Here is a 15,676-nt window from a genome sequence, read left to right as displayed (position 1 = left end):
GCCGATGTCCGCTTTCCCGCCGCCGATGCCCGCCGCCGCGAAAGCGGGCTGGTGGAGCCGCAACTGGAAATGGTGCGTGCCCGTGCTGGCGGTGGTGGTGCTGGCCTCGTTCCTGGCCTTCATCGCCGGGCTGATGACGCTGATCTTCGGCGCGATGAAATCCTCGGAACCCTATCGGCATGCGATGGCGCGGGCACAGGCCGATGCAGCCGTGGTCGCCGCATTGGGCACCCCCATCAAGCCGGGCTGGTTCGTGCAGGGCAGCCTCAACAGCAGTGGACCGAGCGGCGAGGCAGAGCTGGCAATCCCGCTTGATGGCGGCAAGACCGATGGCACCCTGTTCGTGGTGGCGGAGAAGCGCGCCGGTGAATGGCACTACGAAACACTGGCGGTCAATGTGGACGATGGCGAGCGGATCGTGCTGGAAGCCGACAACGACGGTCCGGCATCTCCCTGAACCCACGAACGACGAAGGCGGCCATGGGCCGCCTTCGTATCGCATCCGGCAGGTGGCCGGCTCAGTTCTTCGGTGCCGGGTCCGGCACGACCAGGCCCGGATCCACCGCCGTCCCCGGCGGCACGTAGATCGCCACGCCCGCCGCCTGTTTCTGCGTGGTGGGGATGCCCATGCTGAGGCCACCACCGGAGTGGCGGCCGTAACTGCCGGCACCCACCGACATGCCGACCGGGGATCCACTGGATCCCACGCCGACCAGCACCACACCGTTCGCACCGAGGGCGGCGGCTTCGCGCTTGAGTCGTGCAACGGCGGCGTCGGTCTGGCCCTGCGTGCCGAAGCCGACGGCACTCTTGGATTCAAGCTGCGCGATTTCCAGCGCCCCCGCGGGCGCGGTGCGGTAGACCTGGACCTGCGCAGGATCGATGGCGGGGCGTGCCTGGCCCAGCATGACCTTGGAGCTGCTGGCGCAGCCGGCACTGAGCGCGGCGACGAGCACGATGGCAGCGATACGGAACGACATGGCGGCTTCTCCCGGTGACCTGCGGCGATCTTCCGCCGATGCCGCTGAATACTGGCACAGCCAGCAGGCGTCCGGCGTGACGGGATGGGCGGGTTATCATTTCGCCCCGACATGCCCCCCGTTTCCCGCACGATGAGCTCCACCCCCGACCATCCACCCGCGCCGCAGCGGCTGGCCGTCGACTACATCCATGCCCCCACGCCACTGGCGTTGCTGGGCCTGCCGGAGACGCTGGCCGTGTTCGGCTTCGGCGCGCTGGCGCCCGCCACCTCGACCATCGACGACCCGCGCTACCTGCGCGTGCCGCTGTCGCCGTTGCGCGAAGCCGCGGCCCCGTACGAAGTCTGGCGTGCGGCGGGCCCCGTGACCACCGGCCGCGAAGGCTCGGTGCGCTACAGCCACGACGGAGCGCTGATGTTCGGCGTGGTGGAGTGGGAAGAACCCGAAGGCGGCATCCTGCACGCGAGTGCGCACGCATATGCCGCGATGGCCGCCTTCTGGCGCGACAGCGGATACCCGCACCTGCTGCGTATCTGGAACTACTTCGATGCCATCACGCAGGGCGAAGGCGACGGCGAACGCTACCGGCAATTCTGCATCGGCCGCGTGCAGGGCCTGGGCGATGTCGATACGCGCACACTGCCCGCCGCCACGGCGATAGGCAGCCGCGATGGCCGCCGCGTGCTGCAGGTCTACTGGCTTGCCGCGCGTGAACCGGGTACGCCGCTCGAGAATCCGCGTCAGGTCAGCGCCTACCGCTATCCGCGCGAATACGGCCCGCAATCCCCGAGCTTCGCGCGCGCGTTGCTGCCTCCGTCGCACCAGGTGCCCCTGTTGCTGTCCGGCACCGCCAGCATCGTCGGCCACGCGTCGCAACACGCGGACTCGCTGCGCGCGCAACTGGACGAGACCCTCACCAACCTCGACAGCCTGCTGGGCGCCGCGCGCACGCACGCGGCGACGTTACCGGCGCACCTGGATGCGAGCTCGCGCCTGAAGGTCTACGTGAGCGATGCCGCCGACGCAGACGCCGTGGCCGCGCAACTCGAGGCCCGCCTGGGCACGCGCGTGCCATGGTTGATGCTGCATGCCGACGTCTGCCGGCGCGAGCTGCTGGTCGAGATCGAGGGTATGCACGGCGTGGGTGCTTGAAGCGCCCGGCGACCGTCCGCATAGTGGAAACACGGGGCGACCTTCCGCACGCCCACATGGGAATCCGCGACATGGGACTGATCAGCTTGCTGTGGGGCATCGTGGCGATGCTGTGGATGGTGCTGGCCCTGATCCCGCTGCTGGGCTGGGGCAACTGGTTCCTGATCCCGTTCGCGGCGGTCGGCGCGATCATCGCCGCCATCGGCATCCTGTTCACCCGTACCGAAAACCGCGGTCGCGCCAAGGCGGGCCTGGTGCTCAACGGCATCGTCATCGTGGTCGGCATCTTCCGCCTGTCGCTGGGCGGCGGGATCATCTGACGCCACCGAATGCAGCGTTCCGCGCTGCGACCGCCTGTCGCAGGCCGACCTGCGGGACACCGGCGTATCATTCGCCGCTCTGCCAGGAGCCCGTGATGGCCTACCCCTACACCCGCCCGCGGCGCATGCGTCGCGACGAGTTCTCCCGCCGCCTGATGCGCGAGAACGTGTTGACCACCAACGACCTGATCTACCCCGTGTTCGTGCACGAGGAGAAGGGACGCGTGCCGGTGGCGTCGATGCCGGGCGTCGAGCGGCTGTCTATCGATGAACTGCTGCGCGTGGGCGAGCAGGCGCTGGAACTGGGCGTTCCGGTGCTGGATCTGTTCGGTGTGCCAGACCCGGGCGCGAAGACCGCCGATGGCCGCATCGCATGGGACGAGGACGGCATCATCCCGCGCGCCATCCGTGCACTGAAATCCCGTTTCCCCGAACTGGGCGTGATGACCGACCAGGCCCTGGACCCGTACACCACGCACGGCCAGGACGGATTGATCGACGACACCGGCTACATCCTCAACGACGAGACGATCGAGGCGCTGGTGAAGCAGTCGCTGGCGCATGCCGCTGCCGGCGTGGACATCCTGTCGCCCAGCGACATGATGGACGGCCGCATCGGCGCGATCCGCGAGGCGCTGGAGAACGCCGGCCATATCAACACCCGCATCATGTCGTACGCGGCCAAGTACGCGTCCGCGTTCTACGGCCCGTTCCGAAGCGCGGTGGGCAGCGCCGGCAACCTCGGCAAGGGCAACAAGTTCACCTACCAGATGGACCCGGCCAATTCGAACGAAGCCCTGCACGAGATCGCGCTGGATCTGGACGAAGGCGCCGACATGGTGATGGTGAAGCCGGGCCTGCCGTACCTGGACGTGATCCGCCGGGTGAAGGACGAGTTTGGCGTGCCGACGTTCGCGTACCAGGTCAGCGGCGAGTACGCGATGATCAAGGCCGCGGCGGCGAACGGATGGCTCGACGAGAAGGCTTGCGCACTGGAAGCGCTCACCGCGTTCAAGCGTGCGGGCGCCGACGGTGTGTTGACCTACTTCGCGCTGGATGCGGCACGCTGGCTGCGGAGCAGCTGAGTGACGTCCATCGTCATCCGCGATGCGCGGCATGACGATGCGGGCGAACTGGCGCGCCTGTGCACGCTGCTTGCCTATCCCGTCGAGAGCGCCGCGATGGCCATGCGACTGGCCATCCTGCTGGCATCGCCCGCGCATGCCGTGATGGTCGCCGCCTCAGCGGACGACGACAGCGGCCTGATGGGAATGGTGGCCGCGGAGTGGCGGCTGATGATCGAGTTCGGCGGGCGCGCCGAGATCACGGCATTGATCGTCGACCCGCGGGCGCGACGCCTCGGTCTGGCGCGGCGCCTGGTGGATACGGCCTGCGACTGGATACGGGACCGGGGCGGCACGGACGTCTTCGTGCGCTCCAACATCCTGCGTCCGGAATCGCATGCATTCTATCCGGCAGCCGGCTTCACGCTCGCCAAGACCCAGCATGTCTACGTGCGACGGCTGGCACAGCCGGCAGGCGATTGAGCGGATACTTCGCGGCATCGACGGCGCAGGAAAGAACGGGAGCCGTCCGGCTCCCGTTTTCGTTCAACGCTCAGAAGCGCGCTTCGACGCCCAGCATCACGGTGTCGGCACGGTTGAAATCGCAGTCGAGGTCGTCGTCGCAGTCGTCGTAGGTGTAATCGTCGGCGTAGACGAACGCGGTATAGCCGAGGCTGATGTTGAAATGACGATTGATGTCCACGCCGATCGCCACGCCCGCATACCCGCCGTCGGCGGAAAATTCCTCGTCGGCGCCGTCAACCTCGGCGTCGAAGTAGCCGCCGCGCACGGTGGCGAACCACGGGCTGTCGCCGAAGTTCATGCGTGCATTCGCGCCGATGGCCTTGTAGGTCGCCTTCGCGAACCGCCAGTCGCCATCGGTGGTCTCGTCCAGGCGCCCGCCCGACAGCTCCACGCCCACCTGCGCCCACGGACCCGCCTGCCAGCGGTAGCCCGCGCTCACGGCGACGGCATCCTGTTCGACGTCTTCGTAGATCCAGCCCTGGCCGGCCTGCACGCCGACGAAAAAGCCGCCGTCTTCCTGCTCTTCCCGCGCAGGCGTGGGAGCAACATGAGCCGGTGCCGGGTATGTCGGCGTGGGGGCCGGCGGTGCGGGCTCGGAGGCGGCTGCCTGCGTTGCCGGCGTCACGGGCTGGGCGGCGGCGGGCTGGGGCGCCTCCTTCTTGCGGAAGGCTTCATAGGCTGGCGAGATGGACTGCGCCTGTGCGTGCACAGCGAACGCGGCCAGCATGAGGGGCAGGCAACGGAACAACGGCGTCATGGTGTTTTCCCTTTCGGTAGTGGTGGAATCCCCGCGTCCTTGCGGTACCGGCGGGGTGGATGGTGTGTCGCGGCTATCAGTACCGATGGGCACGCTTGTGCGGGCCTGTCTGCCGATCCGTTCCGGTCGGCAGCAGCGACGGCGGAGCAGAGTGCAAGGTAGACGGCGGTCGGACTCCCCAGCCCGGCCTGCCGGTTGCCCCGTTCCCTGGCGCGCCCCCTTCGGCGGCGGCACAGTGAGGCGCGTGGCGCCGTCTGTCAAGCCGGCACCGGCGCGCGTAGACTGCTGACAACGACTGGAGACGGGGATCCACCATGACCAACCACCGCTACGCCGTCTTCGGCCATCCCGTCGCCCACTCGCTGTCGCCCCGCATCCATGCGGCGTTCGCGCGACAGGCGGGCATCACGCTGGAGTACACCGCCATTGACGTGGCGGCGCACGATTTCGTCGCCACGCTCGATCGCTTCGCGGGCGACGGGGGTGCGGGCGCCAATGTCACGCTGCCACTGAAAGAAGCCGCCTTCGCGATCTGCGCGCAGACTACCGAGCGCGCGCGACGCGCCGGCGCGGTGAACACGCTGACCCGCAACGACGGCCAATGGCATGGCGACAACACCGACGGCACGGGGCTGGTGCGGGACCTGACCGGCCGGCACGGGCTGGACCTGCGCGCACGCCGCGCGTTGCTGCTGGGTGCCGGTGGCGCCGCGCGCGGCGTAGCGCCGGCATTGCTCGATGCAGGCATCAGCGAGTTGATCATCGTCAACCGCACTCCTGACCGCGCGGATGCGCTGGCGGACGCGCTGGGCGAACCGGAGCGCGCGCACTCGCGCTACTGGGACGATCTGCGCGACCTCGGCGACTTCTCGCTGATCGTCAACGCCACGTCCGCCTCGCGGCAGGACCACGGCGAGTTCAGCCTGCCTTTCCACCTGGCCACGCCGCGCACGCTGGCGGTGGATCTCAACTACGGCGAAGCCGCGATTCCCTTCCTCGCATGGGCGCGCGCCGCCGGCTGCCACGATGCCGTGGATGGATTGGGCATGCTGGTGGAACAGGCGGCCGAGGCATTCGAACTGTGGCACGGCGTGCGCCCGGAAACCGATGCGGTCTACGCCACGCTGCGCGACAGGGACAAGGTGCTGGTGACGGCGGATTGACCAGCCGCGCATCGGCGTGGCGGATACGGAAGGAGCGGCAAGGATGCAACCGGACTTTTCAGACGTCAGTTTCAACAAGGATCGCCAGCGCAACGGGGCGGCACTGCAGGCGGCACAGGGGTTGCGGTTGCTGCCGGTCGCCGTCGTGTTCAACATGGCCGCTCTCGTCCTCGGTTTCGGCGCGGACGCTTCACCCATGATAGGCATCGCGGCAACCGTACTGACGGTCGCCGGCTTCGCGTTCGGCGCTTACGGCACCTATCTGTGCATGGATGGCTTTGGTTGGGCGGGCTACATCAACGTCCTGATCGTGGCATCACTGCTGATACCCTACGTCAAGATCATCACCCTCGTGGTCGTGTTCGCAAAGACGGTGGACATGATGCGGACCGCGGGCTATCGATTCACCCTGACCGGAAAAATCGTCAGGCAGGAACGTTGAGTCCCGCGATCATCGATCCGGAACTCGCCCTACGGATCGAAACGCTCCCTCGCCCCTGATACAGGAAAACATGCATGGACGGATTCCTCACCCAACTGCTGACCATGCTCGGTTACCAGCTGCCCGAGCTGCTGGCCTGCGTGGCGGGCATCGCCATGCTGACGATGTGGGTGCCGGCAGCGCCCGGCCGCAAGCTGGCGCTGGCCGGCGTCGCACTGATGCTGGTCACCACGCTGCTGCGCGTGGCGATGAGCGTGTGGCAGGCATGGCTGATCAACAACACCGCTGACGGCTACGCCTCACTGAGCGGGATGATGTCCCTGTTCGGCGCGTTCGGCATGCTGCTGAGCGTGGTGTCCGCCGTCGGGCTGGTGCTGCTGGTCTGGGGCGCCTGCAAGGCCATGCAGGCAACGCGGGCGGCCTAGGCGATATCCGCATAGGCGTCGCCGAAATCGGAATAGCGGAAAGGCACCCGGCCAGCACCGGCCGGGCTAGCATCGCGGAATGAAATACCTGCTGCTGCTCACCCTGTTGTGTATCGCCGGACTCGCCACGCCCGCCTTCGCGCAGGGCCAGTTCAAGGTGCTGGTCGTCGCGATTCCCAACCGCTATCACCACGACTACGCCGTGGTCGCCAAGCCGCAGTTCGAACGCATGGCGCAGCGGCATGCATTCGACCTCACATGGTCATGGAACAGCACACCGTTCGATGGCGATCTTTCGGCCTATGCCGCCATCGTGCTGCTCAACACGCCCGGCGATGAACTGAAAGGCCCGCAGCGCGAAAGGCTGGCATCCTACGTGCGCGCTGGCGGCGGCGTGGTGGCGGTGCACCGCGCGCTGATCTTCAACCCGCCCGGCGAGTGGCCCTGGTTCGAACGGTTGATCGGACGCACGTTCCGCATCCACCCGATGGTGCAGACCGCCGCCGTGCGCGTGGAAGACCCCGCGTTTCCCGCCACCTTCGGCTTGCCGGCGCAGTGGATCTGGACGGACGAATGGTACGAGTTCAATGCCCCGGTCACGCACGGCCTGCGGACGGTGCTGAGCGTGGATGAATCCACTTACGATCCTTCCCGCATCTGGCCGGGCCAGACCGCGCGCGGCATGGGGAAAGAACATCCCGTCGCGTGGTACCACGCCTACGACGGTGGCCGCGTATTCGTCACCGCACTCGGCCATACCCCCGCGCTCTACGACGATCCGCTCTACCTCGCGCACCTGTACGGTGGCATCTGGTGGGCCGCGACCGGCCAGGGCATCGACGAGCCGCGCTGATCCGCGTCAGCGCACGGCGGGTCCGGCGCAGAGCTGCAGCCGTGAACACAGGAACGCCACCTGCGCGTCCCGCGTCTCCGGGCCTTCGTAAGGCAACACCGTCCAGCGCTCGCGGGCCTGCATCGCCTCGCCGGGTGCAAGCGTGCGAAAGGGGGCGTGCACCTCCATCTCCAGCAAGCCGGCCTGCACGTCGGCGGCGTGGTCGAGATAGAGCTCGACCTGCCCATGCTCCGGATGGATCGCGGCACGTGGCAGGTGATCGAAGCGGATCACGAACACCTGCCCCTGCGCGAAGCCGGCCATCCAGCCTGCGGATGGCTGAAGGAACACCTTGCCTCGGCGCATCTCCATCTCCTGCGGCATGGGCAGGAACGAGAACACGCCCCCTTCGATCGTCCAGGCAGGTGTGGCTCCCTCCGCGGCCTCCACCCGCACGTCACGCACGTCGGCAACGGGTACGTACACGCGCGTGGCCGCCGAGGTGCGGGTGTTGAACCACAGGTCGCGCGCGACCGGGCGGTCGCGGATGTTGCGCGCGGTCGCCGTCACGATGACGGTGGAGGGATCCGTCGGATCGAACGCGAACGCTTTCAGCAGCCGCACGCCGGTGACCGGGCTGTCGATGCCCTCCAACACCAGCCGTTCGGGCGAACGCGCGACCACGCGGGTCTCGGCGAAAGCCAGGTAAGGGTCCGGCGGCCACACCGCCTTCGAAGCGCGACGCGCAGGATTCACGTACTGGTCGGACCACCAGCCGCTCTGCGGCCCCAGCCATACGTCGTGGCCGAGATAGCCGATGTCATCCGCATCGGGCGATACGACCGGCGCAGGTTGCGAGGCGACGGGATCGCCGACCTTGATCAGGTTGGGCCGATCGGCCAGCCCGAATCGCAACACACGCCCACCCAGGGCGGGCGTGACGTCGAGCACCACGTCGCCGGACTGCAGGCGGACGCGCTCCATCTCCGTCGACTGCTGCGCCGTCGCGCCCTGCGGACACAGAGCCGTCATGAGCAACAGGCAGACAGAGGCAGAGACCGAGCGCATGCGCGGCACTAGAGCACGCCATCCCGCTTCACCGCCAGATAGCGCTCCACCAACGCACCGGGCAGTTCGTCGCTGGAAACATCCAGCACCATCACCCGGTGGCTGCGCAATGCATCGTGCGCGGCCGTGCGCTGCTCCAGATAGCGTGCAACCGCGCCGGCATGGATGGCACCGTGCAGGTCGCGGATTTCACCGTCGAGCGCCTCATCCAGCGATGTCTCGCGCAGGCTGGCGACGCAGACAAGGTGACGGCGCTGCAACAGGCGCACGGCGGCCAGCAGGTCCTCGATGTCCTCGTCACGGACGTTGGTGACCAGCATCACCAGCGAACGCCGGCGCTGCCGCAGGCTCAGCTCGGTGGCTGCCGCCAGGTAGTCCGTGGCCACCGCGCGCGGCTGCAGGTCGTAGCTGGCGCGCAGCAGCGTATCGATGGCGGCCATCCCGCGCTGCGGCGCCACCCAGCGGCTGTCGCCACCCGCCGCCAGCAGGCCCACGCCATCGCCCTGGCGCAATGCCAGGTACGACACCACCAGCGCGGCATTGAGCACGTGGTCGAAATGTCCCAGCGCATCCTCGCGCGCCATCATCCGGCGACCGGTATCGATCAGCATGACCAGTTGCTGGTTCTTCTCGTCCTGGTACTCGCGGGAGATCAGCTTGCGCGAGCGCGCCGTGGCCTTCCAGTCGACCTGGCGCAGGCTGTCGCCCACGCGGTACTCGCGCATCTGGTTGAAGTCGGTGCCTTCGCCGCGCCGCCGCTTGAGGTGCGCGCCCACCAGGCGCGACGCCTGTTCGGCACTGAACAGCGCGAAACGCGTCAGCGGTGCGAAGTTGGGATACACGCGCACGCGTTGCGGCGCGCCCGCCACCCGCGACTGCCGCCACAGTCCCAGCGCGGAACGCAGGCGCAGCTGCACGCCCTCGAATGCAGCATCGCCGCGCGCACTGGGCCGCAACCGGTAGGTGATGCGGGTCGCCGACATCGGGGCGAGCGCGAGCCGCCGCGGCATGCCGGACGACGGCCAGCCGCCCGGATACAGGTCGAACACATCCAGCCGTTGCCGCACCCGTGATTCAAAGCACAGGGCGACGTCGCGCTCGATGCCCAATGGCAGGGCCTCGGGCACCTCGCGCACCACCTCAGGGAGCGGTCGCGCGCGCAGCCGCCATGCATCCAGCGCTGCGAGCACCAGCAGCCCCGCGCCGACCGCCTGCCACTGCCACAACGGCCAGCCGAGGAACGGCACTGCCAGGCCGGCAAGGCCCCAGCAGGCAATCAACAGGATCAGCAGCGGCGCCGGCCTCATTGTGGCGCTCCTTCCCCCGCCTGCGGGGGAAGGCTGGGATGGGGGCAATCGGAGACCGGATACGTCGTCAAACGATCAGGTTGATCGCTCTCCCCCACCCCGACCCTCCCCCGCAAGCGGGGGAGGGAGCTGATCGCGAGATAGGTCGGGGCCACGCAGACGATCATTTCCGCGGCGCGTCCACTTTCGCCAGCAGGGCGCGCAACGCATCGTCAGGCGACTGCCCTTCGATCTGCAGTTCCGGCGCCAGGGTGATGCGGTGGCGCAGCGCCGGGCGGGCGATGTCGCGCACGTCGTCGGGGGTGACGAAATCACGCCCCTGCAGGACGGCCTGCGCGCGTGCGGCGCGCACCAGCGCGATGCTGCCGCGCGGGCCCGCGCCCAGTGCGATGCCGGGCCACTTGCGAGTGGCGGCGACGATACGCACGGCGTAGTCGATGACTTCCGGATCCACGCGCACGGCGGCGGTTTCGCGCTGCATGGCGATGATGTCGTCCGCACCCAGCACGCGCGCCACCTGCGACAGATCGAAATCGGACGCCGCCCGACCCGTGGTGATGGCATCGACCATGCGCTTCTCGTCGTCCAGCGCTGGATAGTCGATCAGCACCTTCAGCAGGAAGCGGTCGAGCTGCGCTTCCGGCAACGGATAGGTGCCTTCCTGTTCGACCGGGTTCTGGGTGGCGAGCGTGATGAACGGCGGCGACAGCTCGAAGGATTTGCCTTCGATGGTCACCTGGCCTTCCTGCATGACCTCCAGCAATGCGGACTGGGTCTTGGCGGGGGCGCGATTGATCTCGTCGGCGAGCAGGATGTTGGTGAACACCGGGCCGCGCCGGATCTTGAAGCTCTCCGTCTTCGGGTCATAGACGGCGTGGCCGCTGACATCGCTGGGCATCAGGTCGGGGGTGAACTGCACGCGTCCGTAGGTCAGTTCCAGTGCCTGCGCCAGCGCCCGCACCAGCAGCGTCTTCCCGAGCCCCGGCACGCCTTCGATCAGGACGTGGCCGCCCGCCAGCAGGGCGATCAGGATCTGGTCGAGGACATCCGGCTGGCCGATGAACGCCTTGGACACTTCCTCGCGTACGGCATCGACGCGCTGGGACAGCGCATTTTCCGGCATCGGCGGAAGCGCGGGCGGCGCGGCGGCGGTCTCGTCGTTCATAGGCGGTTTCTCAGTTGGATCAGCAAGGAAATGCGGTCTCGGAATGCCTGCCTGTCATGCGAGGCAGGCGCATTGAGGGCCACGCGGATGCGCTCGGCAGGGAGGCCGGTGCGCTCGGCGATGGCGGCCACCTGGGGATCGCCGGACAACGCGGCGGCGACAGGGTCGCGGCGGCGCAGCCGGGCGAGGAATGCCTGCCGGACCGCCGCGTACAGCATCACCCCGCGACCGTAGCGGTAGAGATGTTCGCCGCTCGCGCGCACGTGCTCCAGCAGCGAGCGGCGCTCGCCGGCCGGTGACGGCACCGATGGGCCGAACCGCTGCATGCGCATCCATAACCAGGCGGCGAGCGCGAGCAACAGCGGCGCCCACACCATCCAGCCGCGGACGAACAGGATGCGCCACAGCGACGGCATCTCGGCGGCATAGACCAGGTGCATGGTGCCGCGGCCGTAGTTGGGCGCCAGCACCTGCCGCGCCAGCACGCGATGCGGACCGTCGCGCAGGCCGCCCTTCGGCGGCTCGTCCAGCGTGCCGCGCGCGAGCGCCCGCATTTCGGTATTGGCCATGAAATCGAAGTCGGCCAGCACATCCACGTGGCCCCGCCCCTGCGACAGCCGCGCGTAGACATAGCCGTCCTGCAGATTGCCCCAAGCAAGTTCGGGCTCCACGTCATCGAAAGCGAAACGCCGCCCGGCGCAGAACTCGACATGATGGTCTTCGCCTTCCACCTGGAAGGCTTCGCACTCGGGCTCCCCGTCCACCAGCCAGACCGACAGCAGGTCCAGCATGGCCGTCTGCGGCGCATCCGGCCCGGCCAGGTCTTCGCCCGGCGAGTAGAGCGGCGTGCGGACCAGAAGATGCCCGCCGGCCTCGACCCATGCCAGCAGGCGATCGGCCTCGGGGGGCGACAGCGCGCGCGGATCGTTGAACAGCAACAACGTGTCCTCGCGCGCCAGCGCGTTGTCATCCAGCAGCAGGCGCTGGCGCGCGTTGACCTTCACGCCGTCGGCTTGCAGCGTCTTCGCCAGCGCGTACAGCGGGTTGTAGGCCGCTTCGCCATCCGGTGGAAGATAGAACGTCTTTTCGACACGGTGGAAGGTATGGCGGAACCACACGGCCAGCAGTGCCGCCACCACGAACACGACCAGCAGACCCACGCCCACCAGGCGACCATTGCGGCGCGCGGACGTCATGACGCCCATCCGTAACGGTGCTGCAGCTCAGTCACCAGCGCATCGAACTCGTCTTCGCCGGGCAGCCGCTCCGCATAGGCCGCGTACTGCCAGGTCCTGACGATGCGCGCGAAAGCATGCCGGTCTTCCGCCTGCGGCATGCGTCGCGATGCGCGCAGGCACTCGGCTTCCGTCGCGCCCGGCGGCAGCGCGATGTCCGCGCGCAGGCTCATGGTTTCCACGCTCGCCCGGTAAAGCAATGCCAGTGCATGCCGCGGACGTCCCTCGCGCCACAGCGCGCGCGCCGCGGTAGCGATGTCGTCCGGCAGCGCCTCGGGCAGTACCAGCGCATCCGACTGCGGCGCGTCCGGCGGCAGCGCGCGCGTACCGGAGATGCCGCGCATCCACGGCCACCAGTAGCGCGCCGTCGCCAGCAAGGCGAGCACCAGCACACCCGCCACCAGCCAGAGGCCCCATTCGCCAATGAAGGCGAGCACGTTGCCGAAGCCGGACAGCCAGGCCTTGTCGCCGTCGAGCGGATCTTCGATATCTTCTTCTTCCGCCGTGTCGCGACGCTCCCACGACGCCTGCGTGCGCGTGCGATCCAGCAAGGGATCGCGGTAGGCCTCATCGGCGGCCTTGCGGAATGCACGGTCGTCGACACGCTGGTCGCCGAACACGATGGGCAGCGTCGGCGGCGTTGGCTTGGCGGGAGCTTCGGCTTGCGGCGTGGTCGTGGCCGGCGGTGCGCCGTGGCGCTCCTGGGCTTCGGCAATGCCGCCTGCACCGGCCCACAGCACCGCGGCCAACAGCATCGGCGCGACGGCCGCCAGTCGTGCGCGCAGTTTGCGGAACACGATCTCCAGGTCCCAGGCTTCGATCTGCGTGCGGCGGTTGAGGTACAGGCCGAGCCCCGCACCAACGTAGAAGGGCTCCACCACGCTGATGGCCGCCCATGCCAGTGCATTCCACGCCAGCTTGAGCCACGCCGGCCATTCGATGGCCACCATGCGGAACGCCGTCTGCATGCTGTCGGGCAGCAGGTCCTGCGGCAGGTACATGACGACGGCGACGACGCCCCCCATCACCAGCACGGCCTGGAACAGCAGGCAGATCCAGGTCAGCAGGATCGCGGTGCCGTACGCCTGCCCACCAAGGACGCCACGACGCTGGCGCAGGCGATCGCCCTGGACGCCTTCCAGCAGGTCGATGGGCATGTACAGGGAGCGCACGGGACTGAAACGCCGCCAAGTGAGTAGGTGCGGCAGCGTGCGCAGGCCCCATTGCCGTTGCGCCTGCAATGTCTCGCGCGTACCGGGGGCGCTGCCGAACACGGCGCGCGAGATGACGTACAGCGGGATGCGGTCGAAGGCCGGTTTCAGCCACCACATCAGCAGCAAGGCCAGCCAGAACTGGTCGATCCACCACGCGCCGAGGTTGAGCAGCGCGAACACGGGCAGGGTCAGCCAGAGCCAGGGCTTCCAGACCGCACCGGCATGCTGGCGCACCAGCGCCATGCCCAGCTCGACGGCCTCCCAGTCCGAACGCGCCCGCAGGCGGACGGTCAGCTGCTCAATCCTCATCGGCCATCCCGCGTCCACCGACGCCCAGCCACAGCGCCACCAGGGTCCACAGCACACCGGAGACGCTGTACTTCACCGCAGCCGGGATGGATTGCGTCGATGACCAGAAGGCTTCGATGAACGCCGCCACCAGCAGCATGAAAGCCACGCCCAGGCACAGCCGCGCGCCCTTCGCACCCGCGCTGGCAAGCGCATCGACGCGCCGCTGGCGTCCCGGTGCCACCAGGCTCAGGCCCAACCGCAGGCCCGCGCCGCCGGCCAGCACGATGGCGGTCAGTTCGAACGGTGCGTGCCCGCAGACGAAGCGCCACAGCGGATCGCCGTAACCGATCTGCTGCAGATGGCCGAACACCGTGCCGATGCCGATGCCGTTGAAAATCAGCACGAACAGCGCGCCCACGCCCGCCAGCAGCCCACCTGCGAAGGTCCTCAGGCCGATGCTGATGTTGTTCCAGATGTAGTGGCCGAACATCTGCCAGTCGCTGCCGCTCTCGCGCCCCAGCGCATGGCGCGTGTCGCTCGGGTCGTACATGCGCTCGTACATCGCCACCTGTTCGGGCGACACGATGCTGTACACCAGCTCCGGGCGGACCTGCAGCAGCACGAACATCAGCACCAGCGGCACCACGAACACGGCGGCGGCCACCCACATGCACCCGGCCTCGCTGCGCACCAGGCGCGGGAACTCCGCCAGCAGGAAGCGCACCGCGCGCTGCCAGCGCGGCGGCGCCGTCCTGTACATGACGCCGTGGCCCTGCTGCATCAGTGCCTGCAGACGGTCCACTACCACGGGGCTGTAGCCGCGCTTGCGCGCCAGCGCCAACTGCTGGCAGATGCGACGGTAGCGTGCCGGCACGTCTTCGTCGGTGAGCACACCGTTGTTTTGTTCGCGGCGCGCACTCCGGGCGCTGCCACCACGTGCCTGCAACCAGGATTCGAAGGCCAGCCATTCGGGCTGGTGGCGGGCGACGAACTGTTCCTGCCTCATCGCCGCCCCAGCAGCCAGTTGGCCATGCCGTACAGGCGCTGCACGCCGACCTCTCCACGCGCACCGGTGACCGGCTCGGCGAGGTTGGCCAGCTCTTCCTGGCGCGAGGGCGTCAGTTGTGGCGCGCGCTCGCCGAAGGCCACGATCGCGCCCTGCTCTTCCGGCAGCAGGCGCGCCGGGGGCACGAACACCGTGTTGACGGGTGCCGGCACGTGTTCGCGCTCGTTGCCGGCATGCACCACCAGCGTACCGGCCACCATGTCGCCCAAACGACGCGCGTGCGGGTCCGCCAGGCAGGCAACCAGTCCTGCCGCATAGCCGAAGGGCAGCATGTCGACGGTGCGCAGCAGGTTGCGCGTGATCGCCGCCAGCCAGCCCACCGGCGCGCCATCGGCTGATACCACGCGCAGTCCGAGCGCCTTCTTGCCGGGCGTCTGCCCCTGCCATACGGATTCCAGCACGATGGGATAGGCCCAGAACACGAGGAACAGGCCGATCAGGTACAACCCTTCACCCACCTTGCCCAGCATGGCCAGCACCATGCCCATGATCATCAGCACGCCGAGCCGGATGGCCAGGTCGATGCCCCACGCCAGCGCGCGCGGCACCGGGCCTGCCGCAGGCAGGTGCAGGCCCACGCCCTCGGGCGTGATGACTTCGCGGTAGGTGTCCAGCATCAGCCGTTCACCATGGGCGCTGCGCCCTTGGCGGGGTGGTGGCCGCGACCGGT

At 68.4% G+C, this 15,676-nt stretch carries 18 protein-coding genes; 9 read left to right on the top strand and 9 right to left on the bottom strand.

The features are described from left to right. Positions 1-4 precede the first annotated feature (4 nt). Positions 5-457 carry a cytochrome c oxidase assembly factor Coa1 family protein gene (locus tag FB548_RS16790; protein ID WP_142125956.1) on the top strand — a complete coding sequence of 151 codons (453 nt, stop codon included), beginning with the start codon at positions 5-7 and terminating at the stop codon, positions 455-457. Between the two features lie 61 nt (positions 458-518). Here FB548_RS16790 and FB548_RS16785 read toward each other — a convergent pair whose 3' ends face one another. Then, positions 519-980: a hypothetical protein gene (locus tag FB548_RS16785; protein WP_142125955.1), complete on the bottom strand. Its 462-nt coding sequence runs from the start codon at positions 978-980 to the stop codon at positions 519-521. 132 nt (positions 981-1,112) lie between these two features. Between FB548_RS16785 and FB548_RS16780 the strand changes: the two genes are divergently transcribed. The 4 genes from FB548_RS16780 (at position 1,113) to FB548_RS16765 (ending at position 3,999) form a co-directional block, all read left to right on the top strand. Beyond that, positions 1,113-2,132, top strand: a complete 1,020-nt coding sequence (locus FB548_RS16780) for a pteridine-dependent deoxygenase (protein ID WP_255470606.1) — start codon at positions 1,113-1,115, stop codon at positions 2,130-2,132. A 71-nt stretch (positions 2,133-2,203) separates the two neighbouring features. After that, positions 2,204-2,452, top strand: coding sequence for a hypothetical protein (locus FB548_RS16775; protein ID WP_142125954.1), 249 nt, complete (start codon positions 2,204-2,206; stop codon positions 2,450-2,452). Between the two features lie 95 nt (positions 2,453-2,547). Continuing rightward, on the top strand, positions 2,548-3,537 hold the full coding sequence (gene hemB / locus FB548_RS16770; RefSeq protein ID WP_142125953.1) for a porphobilinogen synthase: 990 nt from the start codon (positions 2,548-2,550) through the stop codon (positions 3,535-3,537). Next, complete coding sequence (locus FB548_RS16765) at positions 3,538-3,999, top strand: GNAT family N-acetyltransferase (protein ID WP_142125952.1); 462 nt, start codon at positions 3,538-3,540, stop codon at positions 3,997-3,999. Positions 4,000-4,069: 70 nt separating this feature from the next. Here FB548_RS16765 and FB548_RS16760 read toward each other — a convergent pair whose 3' ends face one another. Next, on the bottom strand, positions 4,070-4,798 hold the full coding sequence (locus FB548_RS16760; RefSeq protein WP_142125951.1) for a porin family protein: 729 nt from the start codon (positions 4,796-4,798) through the stop codon (positions 4,070-4,072). 314 nt (positions 4,799-5,112) lie between these two features. Here FB548_RS16760 and aroE point away from each other — a divergent pair, with 314 nt between their 5' ends. The 4 genes from aroE (at position 5,113) to FB548_RS16740 (ending at position 7,681) form a co-directional block, all read left to right on the top strand. Continuing rightward, positions 5,113-5,961 (top strand): shikimate dehydrogenase, encoded by an 849-nt coding sequence (gene aroE, locus FB548_RS16755; RefSeq protein WP_142125950.1) that lies wholly within the window; start codon positions 5,113-5,115, stop codon positions 5,959-5,961. A 43-nt stretch (positions 5,962-6,004) separates the two neighbouring features. Further along, a complete protein-coding gene (locus FB548_RS16750) occupies positions 6,005-6,403 on the top strand; it encodes a hypothetical protein (protein ID WP_142125949.1) in 399 nt (132 codons plus the stop codon). Between the two features lie 74 nt (positions 6,404-6,477). Then, positions 6,478-6,828, top strand: a complete 351-nt coding sequence (locus FB548_RS16745; RefSeq protein WP_255470605.1) for a hypothetical protein — start codon at positions 6,478-6,480, stop codon at positions 6,826-6,828. 79 nt (positions 6,829-6,907) lie between these two features. Next, complete coding sequence (locus FB548_RS16740) at positions 6,908-7,681, top strand: ThuA domain-containing protein (RefSeq protein ID WP_142125948.1); 774 nt, start codon at positions 6,908-6,910, stop codon at positions 7,679-7,681. A gap of 6 nt (positions 7,682-7,687) precedes the next feature. On the opposite strand, the gene FB548_RS16735 is transcribed toward FB548_RS16740, so the two are convergent. From FB548_RS16735 to FB548_RS16705, 7 genes are all read right to left on the bottom strand, one after another. Beyond that, entirely contained in the window at positions 7,688-8,692 is a 1,005-nt protein-coding gene (locus tag FB548_RS16735) for a DUF4380 domain-containing protein (protein ID WP_142125947.1), read from the bottom strand. Between the two features lie 44 nt (positions 8,693-8,736). Next, positions 8,737-10,035: a DUF58 domain-containing protein gene (locus FB548_RS16730; protein WP_142125946.1), complete on the bottom strand. Its 1,299-nt coding sequence runs from the start codon at positions 10,033-10,035 to the stop codon at positions 8,737-8,739. 163 nt (positions 10,036-10,198) lie between these two features. Continuing rightward, complete coding sequence (locus tag FB548_RS16725; RefSeq protein ID WP_142126108.1) at positions 10,199-11,158, bottom strand: MoxR family ATPase; 960 nt, start codon at positions 11,156-11,158, stop codon at positions 10,199-10,201. A gap of 38 nt (positions 11,159-11,196) precedes the next feature. Beyond that, positions 11,197-12,396 (bottom strand): DUF4350 domain-containing protein, encoded by a 1,200-nt coding sequence (locus tag FB548_RS16720; RefSeq protein WP_142125945.1) that lies wholly within the window; start codon positions 12,394-12,396, stop codon positions 11,197-11,199. Continuing rightward, on the bottom strand, positions 12,393-13,958 hold the full coding sequence (locus tag FB548_RS16715; RefSeq protein WP_142125944.1) for a DUF4129 domain-containing protein: 1,566 nt from the start codon (positions 13,956-13,958) through the stop codon (positions 12,393-12,395). The genes FB548_RS16720 and FB548_RS16715 overlap by 4 nt, the downstream gene beginning before the upstream one ends. Next, positions 13,948-14,946, bottom strand: coding sequence for a stage II sporulation protein M (locus FB548_RS16710; protein ID WP_142125943.1), 999 nt, complete (start codon positions 14,944-14,946; stop codon positions 13,948-13,950). Before FB548_RS16710 ends, FB548_RS16715 begins: the two co-directional genes overlap by 11 nt. Further along, entirely contained in the window at positions 14,943-15,623 is a 681-nt protein-coding gene (locus tag FB548_RS16705; RefSeq protein WP_142125942.1) for an RDD family protein, read from the bottom strand. Before FB548_RS16705 ends, FB548_RS16710 begins: the two co-directional genes overlap by 4 nt. Positions 15,624-15,676: the final 53 nt, after the last annotated feature.

It is taken from the genome of Pseudoxanthomonas sp. 3HH-4, from assembly GCF_006716465.1.
In the GTDB taxonomy this organism is placed as follows: Bacteria; Pseudomonadota; Gammaproteobacteria; order Xanthomonadales; family Xanthomonadaceae; genus Pseudoxanthomonas_A.
This window is presented reverse-complemented; position numbering and strand designations above follow the sequence as displayed.

Excerpts from the sequence above, each read along its gene's own strand:
- FB548_RS16790 (WP_142125956.1), top strand. The coding sequence starts at position 5 with ATGTCCGCTTTCCCGCCGCCGATGCCCGCCGCCGCGAAAGCGGGCTGG.
- FB548_RS16785 (WP_142125955.1), bottom strand. The coding sequence starts at position 980 with ATGTCGTTCCGTATCGCTGCCATCGTGCTCGTCGCCGCGCTCAGTGCC.
- FB548_RS16780 (WP_255470606.1), top strand. The coding sequence starts at position 1,113 with ATGAGCTCCACCCCCGACCATCCACCCGCGCCGCAGCGGCTGGCCGTC.
- FB548_RS16775 (WP_142125954.1), top strand. The coding sequence starts at position 2,204 with ATGGGACTGATCAGCTTGCTGTGGGGCATCGTGGCGATGCTGTGGATG.
- hemB (WP_142125953.1), top strand. The coding sequence starts at position 2,548 with ATGGCCTACCCCTACACCCGCCCGCGGCGCATGCGTCGCGACGAGTTC.
- FB548_RS16760 (WP_142125951.1), bottom strand. The coding sequence starts at position 4,798 with ATGACGCCGTTGTTCCGTTGCCTGCCCCTCATGCTGGCCGCGTTCGCT.
- aroE (WP_142125950.1), top strand. The coding sequence starts at position 5,113 with ATGACCAACCACCGCTACGCCGTCTTCGGCCATCCCGTCGCCCACTCG.
- FB548_RS16750 (WP_142125949.1), top strand. The coding sequence starts at position 6,005 with ATGCAACCGGACTTTTCAGACGTCAGTTTCAACAAGGATCGCCAGCGC.
- FB548_RS16745 (WP_255470605.1), top strand. The coding sequence starts at position 6,478 with ATGGACGGATTCCTCACCCAACTGCTGACCATGCTCGGTTACCAGCTG.
- FB548_RS16740 (WP_142125948.1), top strand. The coding sequence starts at position 6,908 with ATGAAATACCTGCTGCTGCTCACCCTGTTGTGTATCGCCGGACTCGCC.
- FB548_RS16735 (WP_142125947.1), bottom strand. The coding sequence starts at position 8,692 with ATGACGGCTCTGTGTCCGCAGGGCGCGACGGCGCAGCAGTCGACGGAG.
- FB548_RS16730 (WP_142125946.1), bottom strand. The coding sequence starts at position 10,035 with ATGAGGCCGGCGCCGCTGCTGATCCTGTTGATTGCCTGCTGGGGCCTT.
- FB548_RS16725 (WP_142126108.1), bottom strand. The coding sequence starts at position 11,158 with ATGCCGGAAAATGCGCTGTCCCAGCGCGTCGATGCCGTACGCGAGGAA.
- FB548_RS16720 (WP_142125945.1), bottom strand. The coding sequence starts at position 12,396 with ATGACGTCCGCGCGCCGCAATGGTCGCCTGGTGGGCGTGGGTCTGCTG.
- FB548_RS16715 (WP_142125944.1), bottom strand. The coding sequence starts at position 13,958 with ATGAGGATTGAGCAGCTGACCGTCCGCCTGCGGGCGCGTTCGGACTGG.
- FB548_RS16710 (WP_142125943.1), bottom strand. The coding sequence starts at position 14,946 with ATGAGGCAGGAACAGTTCGTCGCCCGCCACCAGCCCGAATGGCTGGCC.
- FB548_RS16705 (WP_142125942.1), bottom strand. The coding sequence starts at position 15,623 with ATGCTGGACACCTACCGCGAAGTCATCACGCCCGAGGGCGTGGGCCTG.